The organism is Aquiflexum sp. (assembly GCF_977115555.1).
Window position 1 is genome coordinate 1 of sequence record NZ_CDSBKL010000237.1, and the last position, 6421, is coordinate 6421.

Below are 6421 nucleotides of genomic sequence, written 5' to 3' on the forward strand. Positions count from 1 at the left end.
TGGTTCAATGCCCCGTTTGTAGTTTACCTTTTTCCCATCTTAGGAATCTTTTTGGCGCCAATCTATCCGACAATCAATTCTGTGGTGCTGAGTGCATTACCGAGATATATGCAAAGTTCTATGTCAGGACTGATTGTGGTGTTTTCTGCTTTGGGCGGAACTACCGGATCGATCATCACCGGGAATATCTTTGAAGCTTATGGAGGTACCACTGCATTTTATTTTTCCCTGATACCGATTGTAGGTCTTTGTTTAGTTTTAATTTTGTTGAATATTCAAGTCAGGAAACAAGCAGCATGAAATTTTACGATCAACCGGAAGACATATACCTGGAACTTTTTGAAGTCATCCAGATGAGTGGGGTTTTTCCTGATTCCAAGACTTTTGTGGACAGCATTCCCAAGCGGGATGTCCATGACATTCTGAAGGATTTTTATGAGGAAATCAAGCAACCGGGTTTTGACCTCAAATCTTTTCTTGACAAAAATTTTGACTACCCCGAAGAACCGGAATACAAGAAACTCAACCTTCCCAAAGCCACCAATCTCGAGGACAGGCTCAAACTGCAATGGGACCTGCTCACAAGGGAAGCGGATGAAGAGGTAGAAAATTCCAGTCTGATCCCTTTGCCGCATCCTTATATCGTGCCCGGAGGAAGGTTTAGGGAGATTTATTATTGGGATAGCTATTTTACCATGTTGGGCTTGAAAGTCTCGGGAAGGACCGACCTGATAGAAAATATGGTGGATAATTTTGCCCATTTGATCCGGACTGTCGGCCATATTCCCAATGGAAACAGGACTTATTTCCTGTCCAGATCCCAGCCTCCTTTCTTTGCCAAAATGGTGGAACTCTTGGCTGAAGCAAAGGAAGACGAAGAAATCATCAAGAAGTACCAACCCGAGATATGGATGGAATACCTCTTTTGGATAGAAGGGGAAACAGAGATTCCTTTGCCCGGAAAATATTACAACAGGGTGGTCAGGATGGATGACGACACCGCGCTCAACAGGTATTGGGATGATGAAAATACGCCAAGGGCAGAATCTTTTGTGGAAGATGTCGAGCTTTCAGATCAGTCCACAAGGTTTCCTGAGAAGCTTTTCCGCAACCTGAGGGCTGCCTGTGAATCAGGTTGGGACTTCAGTTCCCGGTGGCTCTACGATCCAAATGACCTCAGAAGCGTGCAGACCATCGCCTTGATTCCCATTGACCTGAATGTGTTGCTTGCCGAAACGGAAAGAGTCATCATCAAAGGAATGAAATTGGAAAGGGAAGATTCCAAGGAAATCACCCGAATGGAACTCTTCCATAAAAATAGGATGGAAGGAATAGAGCGGTATTGTTGGGATGAGGAAAGGGGAATCTATCTCGATTACCATATCAAGTTCAAAGAAAAAGTTGACAGGCCGTCTTTAGCCATGTTATTCCCTTTGTATTCCGGAATGGCTAGTCCCGAACAAGGCGCACGGGTTTTGGATTATGTAGAAAAAAATTTCCTGAAACCTGGAGGATTGGTGACAACCAATTTCAACACCGGACAGCAGTGGGATGCTCCCAACGGTTGGGCGCCGCTGCAGTGGATAGGATTTCAGTCCATGCTCAAATATGGTAGAAAAGACCTGGCCAAAACTTTGGCAGAAAGATGGACTTACCTCAACGAGTCGGTTTTTGACCGTACCGGAAAAATGATGGAAAAGTATAACGTGGAGGACCTCAGCCTAGAGGCCGGGGGCGGAGAATATCCTGTTCAGGATGGATTCGGTTGGACCAATGGCGTGTACTTGGCTATGAAAGATTGGCTGAGAGAAAATCCATAGATAAAAAACAAACCCTCCAAGGGTTTTGAACCTTTGGAGGGTTATTACCTTAAAGTTATATTTTCAACCATTTTTTGAAACCCTAATTTTTGCCGTTAGCTTTAAATTCCAATACCAACCATTTCCTCCCATGACAAACTTCAAAAGAATCCTTTTCCTCCTCAGCTTTGTCCTGATAGCCCAGTTAGGCTTTGCCCAAACTGAACCCCATGCTTTTTACCTGACCTGGACTTCGGATCCGACGACGACTATGGATGTGGATTGGCACATGGATGAAATCAATCCGACGACATTGTATTTCAGGAGAAAAGGAACGGAGAAGTGGCATTCTTTTGACAGTGATGTGTTGCCTTATCCTTTTTCCCAAAGGTATATCCACAGGGTGGGGATTCAGGGTTTGAAGCCAGATACGGCCTATGAACTCAGATTTGCTTCTTCTGATTCCGTCTATTATTTCAGAACACTTCCAAAAAACCTCAAAAACAAGTCCCTCAAAATCGCCATCGGTGGCGATTCCATGCACCAAAAGGAATGGTTGGAAAAAACCAACCGTGTTGTTGCTGCCCAAGATCCGGACTTTGTAGTCATCGGCGGAGACATGGCTTACGAAAACGGAGTTGCCGAAAATATCCAAAGGATTTACGATTGGTTTGATGCTTACAAAAACACTTTGGTAACGGCTGATAAAAGAATCCTGCCATGCCTTGTTGCCGCAGGGAACCATGAAGTTGTTGATGGATATTATATTCAGCATGAAGGCTATGTCCAAAACAATGAATTCAGGGCACGTATCGCTCCCTATTTTTACAGCCTGTTTTCATTTCCCGGTCAACCTGGTTACAATGTGTTGGACTTTGGAGATTACTTAAGTCTCATTATTCTTGACACTGAACACACCAATCCTATACCCGGTACGCAGACGGATTGGCTGGCCAAGACTTTGGAGGAACGGAAAAAAGTCACTCACAGAATTCCTATTTACCATGTGCCGGGTTATCCATCAGTAAGGGAATACGGAGATAGGGTACAGACCTTGGTCAGGGAAACATGGACACCGATCTTTGAGGCCAATGGCGTGGAAATCGCTTTTGAAAATCATGACCATGCTTATAAAAGAACTTTCCCCATCAAGGGAATGCAAGTCGATGAATCGGGAATCATCTATGTCGGCGACGGTTCCTATGGGGTAACACCCAGAAAAACCCATTCGGTTGACAGTACTTGGTACCTAAACAAAGTCCAATCCATCAGGGCATTTACCTTACTCACTTTGGAGGACAAAAGCTGGAGTTTTGTCTCGATAGACGAAGATGGCAATGTGATCGATACATTTCCCGAAACTCCTTTGGCAGTCAAAAAAGAAGACTAAATCACTTTTTCCTTCTTTTTGCTTGGATTAAAAACCAATCCAAGCAAAAAACCCACCAAGAAAATAGCCATTGTCCCAAAGACGATGGCTAAATTTTTATGCAGCAAGAAAGAAGGTCTGATGGCTTCGGGAAGGAATTCTCCTAAACTGATCCATGCAATCACTGCCAAACCCGAAACGACTGCGGAAATGGCCGGGAATTTGGTTTTGGTTTTTCCCAATAAGGCCAAAAAGAACAGACCCAATATCCCTCCGCTGAAAATCGAAGCCAAAGCCCACCAGGCGTCCAAGGCACTTTCCACGCCATTGAAGGCAAGTCCGACCAAAAGTCCTAATATTCCCATCGCCAAAGAAGCAATACGTAAAACCCTGATTTGGGTATTTTGGGATGGGTTTGGGTTGATATATTTTTTGAAATGGTCTTCGAGAATGACTGTTGCGGAACTGTTGATACTCGTAGAAACAGTACTCATCCCTGCCGCAAAAATGGCGGCAATCACCAATCCCGAAATTCCCGGTGGTAAAACCGTTGCAATAAAATTAGGAAAAACTTTATCGGCTTGCTCAATACTTTGGAGTTCAAGTGGCAATGAGTCGGAGAATACTTGGTAATAAGCATACAGACTCGTCCCAATCACGAAGAACAACAAGGAAATAGGGATATAAAGCAAACTTCCAAACCAAGTGGATTTTTTGGCATCCTGTTCTGTTTTGGCACTTTTGTAGCGTTGGATATAGCTTTGGTCAATGCCAAAATTCTGCAGGTTGATAAATAGCCCATAGACTAACACAACCCAAAAGGTGCTTTGTCCAAGGTCTGAAGAAAAACTTCCCAAAGAAAGCTTGTTGTCCCTTTGTGCGATATCCCAGACCTGCGCGAATCCTTCCGGCATGTTGAGGACAATCAATACCAAGCAGCCCAAAGCCCCTGCAATCAAGACAATTCCCTGCACGGCATCAGTCCAAACCACGGCTGATATTCCTCCCAAAGTAGCGTAAATGATAACGCCCAAACCGGTGAGAATAATTATCAAAGGAATACTCCAACCGAATAAAGCATTCATGGGCAGGGCCAAAAGATATAAGATTGCGCCCATCCTCGCGAGTTGGGTCAGGAGGTAGCAACTCGATGCATAGATCCTTGCCCAAACGCCAAATCTTTCTTCCAAAAAAGCATAGGCTGAAGGACTTTGGAGTTTTCGGTACAAGGGCACAAAATACCTGACTGCAACAGCAGCTGCAATAGGAATGGATAGGCTGAAAACAAATCCGTTCCAATTTCCTTGGAAAGCACTTCCAGGCAATGCCAAAAAACTGATGCTGCTCACATAAGTTGCAAAAATAGACATACCCAATGCCCATGCCGGCAGTTTTCCGCCACCTGTGACAAAGTCATCAGCAGCGTTTTTTCTGAAGTAAAATGAAATCCCAAACCCGATGATGCCCAGCATGTATGCCAGGAAAACAATCAAATCAAGGGTGTTGAGAGGCATTGAATTGGGGAAAGGAACTTTGGATTAGACAGATTTTACTTTGAGAAGGATCTTTTCCAGGTTTTGGATGATCTCTTCTTTATGACTTTTGCTTACCGGCAAGAGTGGTGATGCGAGATGTGGTTCACAGATTCCCATAAAATACATACTTTCCTTGACTCCGCAGAGGTAGCTTGAGCTTTTTGGACTGCAATTGTACAGGCCGTTTGATATCTCCAAAATCAGGGATTGGATCTGTTCTACTTTCTCAAAATCCAGGCGTTTTGCCGCCTCAAACATCTTGACATAAAGCGATGGGAAAATATTTGCCCCACCGTTTACACCACCGTCCGCACCTGAAAATATGGCTTGAGCCAACATTTCTTCAGGCCCGATAAGTAGAGAAAACTCGGGGTGTTCTTTTTTGATGGGGATCAATTTCTGAAAGTAAACCCCATTGCCCGAGCTGTCCTTCAGTCCGATGATGTTGGCATGATTGGCAAGTTTGAAGGCTGTTTCCGGTGCGATGTTGGACTTGGTCATCACCGGGAAATTGTACAGAAACAAAGGCAAGGGACTTTGGTCTGCAAGCTTGATGTAATAATGAAAAATATCCTCCTGATCCAAAGCAAAATAGTAGGGCAAAGCAGCGACAACCGCGACCGCGCCGTTTTCCTTAGCGGTTTTGGCCAATTTGAGACTAACTTCCAAGGAAGTATGGGTGATTCCAACAAAAACGGGTGTTTTGCCATCGACCACTTGGCAGGAGATTTCGATCAGGTCTTTTTTTATCGCAGGCTTCAGGCTTGCTGCTTCACCGGTAGTCCCAAGAATGAAAATACCCTGAACACCTCCGTTGACCAAGTGTTTGACTACTCTTTCGACTCCCTTTTTGTCCAATTCCCCATTGGAAAGTAGAGGTGTCACCATCGGAACCATGATGCCTTCAAAGGCCGGGACATTGCTGCTTTCAGTCATTATCTAAAGTTTAAAGAAGAATATCAAAGATTAGCCCATTATAATTTGGGAAGTGTCACAATTTATAAAATTAAATATGATTTTCTGCTACTTTCTTGTCTTCTACGGTTGTAGGGATCTCTTTGAATATTTTGATAAATATGTTTGAATGATAAGTGCAAATTTACAAATTGCAAATAGTTTACTCTGTAAACGTAAATTAATGTATTTTTATAAAGTAAACTATTTTACTTTTACAAAATAAACGTTACATTTGTTGAGCTAAGTTGTTGAAGTTATGGTTTTTAAAGAAGATATATTAGCAGCATATAAGGGACAGCAAAATCTTTTGGAAAAAGAGAATGGATTTGTCGAGCGGGATTACCTCAAGACTTTGAACCCTTCTTCTTCCCATATCGAGGTTATTGCAGGGATCAGGAGATGTGGTAAAAGCACCATGATGAGACAGATTGCAAATCGGTTTTATAACAAGGTAGCTTATTTTAATTTTGAAGATTCGCGGGTTTTTGGTTTTGAAGTCAGTGACTTCTCTAAGTTGGATGAGGTAATCGGTCATGAGGTGGAGGCATACTTCTTTGATGAAATCCAAAATGTATCCGGTTGGGAAGTTTTTGTCAGACAGCTTCATGAAAGGGGAGCGAAGGTTTTTGTTACCGGATCCAATGCTTCACTCCTGAGTAGGGAGTTGGGGACAAGATTGACGGGAAGGTACCTGAGTCATGAGGTATTTCCATTTTCATATAGGGAATACTTATTGTATCTCTCTTTTCAGGATACTTTGG

The 6421-nt window shown here is 43.2% G+C and carries 5 protein-coding genes and 1 pseudogene; 4 read left to right on the plus strand and 2 right to left on the minus strand.

The genetic code is table 11. From position 1 onward, the window contains the following. The 3 genes and pseudogenes from ACZFYI_RS13620 to ACZFYI_RS13630 all read left to right on the plus strand — a co-directional run. Positions 1–300, plus strand: a pseudogene (locus ACZFYI_RS13620) (MFS transporter); the annotation flags it as partial. Then, positions 297–1820, plus strand: a complete 1524-nt coding sequence (gene treF / locus ACZFYI_RS13625; RefSeq protein ID WP_462524678.1) for an alpha,alpha-trehalase TreF — start codon at positions 297–299, stop codon at positions 1818–1820. The pseudogene ACZFYI_RS13620 and the gene treF, both read left to right, overlap by 4 nt. A gap of 130 nt (positions 1821–1950) precedes the next feature. Further along, entirely contained in the window at positions 1951–3189 is a 1239-nt protein-coding gene (locus tag ACZFYI_RS13630; RefSeq protein WP_462524679.1) for a purple acid phosphatase family protein, read from the plus strand. Here the strand turns inward: ACZFYI_RS13630 and ACZFYI_RS13635 are convergent. Continuing rightward, positions 3186–4682, minus strand: a complete 1497-nt coding sequence (locus tag ACZFYI_RS13635) for a sodium:solute symporter family protein (protein ID WP_462524680.1) — start codon at positions 4680–4682, stop codon at positions 3186–3188. The genes ACZFYI_RS13630 and ACZFYI_RS13635 overlap by 4 nt on opposite strands. Before the next feature lie 24 nt (positions 4683–4706). Then, the gene (locus ACZFYI_RS13640) at positions 4707–5639 is read right to left on the minus strand and encodes a dihydrodipicolinate synthase family protein (RefSeq protein ID WP_462524681.1); all 933 of its coding nucleotides are present in this window, start codon (positions 5637–5639) and stop codon (positions 4707–4709) included. 277 nt (positions 5640–5916) lie between these two features. On the opposite strand from ACZFYI_RS13640, the gene ACZFYI_RS13645 reads away from it, so the two are divergent. Beyond that, positions 5917–6421, plus strand: a 505-nt coding sequence (locus tag ACZFYI_RS13645) for an ATP-binding protein (protein ID WP_462524682.1), incomplete at its 3' end; no start/stop codon positions are given.

Coding starts and splice junctions, on each gene's coding strand:
- ACZFYI_RS13640 (WP_462524681.1), bottom strand. CDS start 5,639: ATGACTGAAAGCAGCAATGTCCCGGCCTTTGAAGGCATCATGGTTCCG.
- ACZFYI_RS13630 (WP_462524679.1), top strand. CDS start 1,951: ATGACAAACTTCAAAAGAATCCTTTTCCTCCTCAGCTTTGTCCTGATA.
- treF (WP_462524678.1), top strand. CDS start 297: ATGAAATTTTACGATCAACCGGAAGACATATACCTGGAACTTTTTGAA.
- ACZFYI_RS13635 (WP_462524680.1), bottom strand. CDS start 4,682: ATGCCTCTCAACACCCTTGATTTGATTGTTTTCCTGGCATACATGCTG.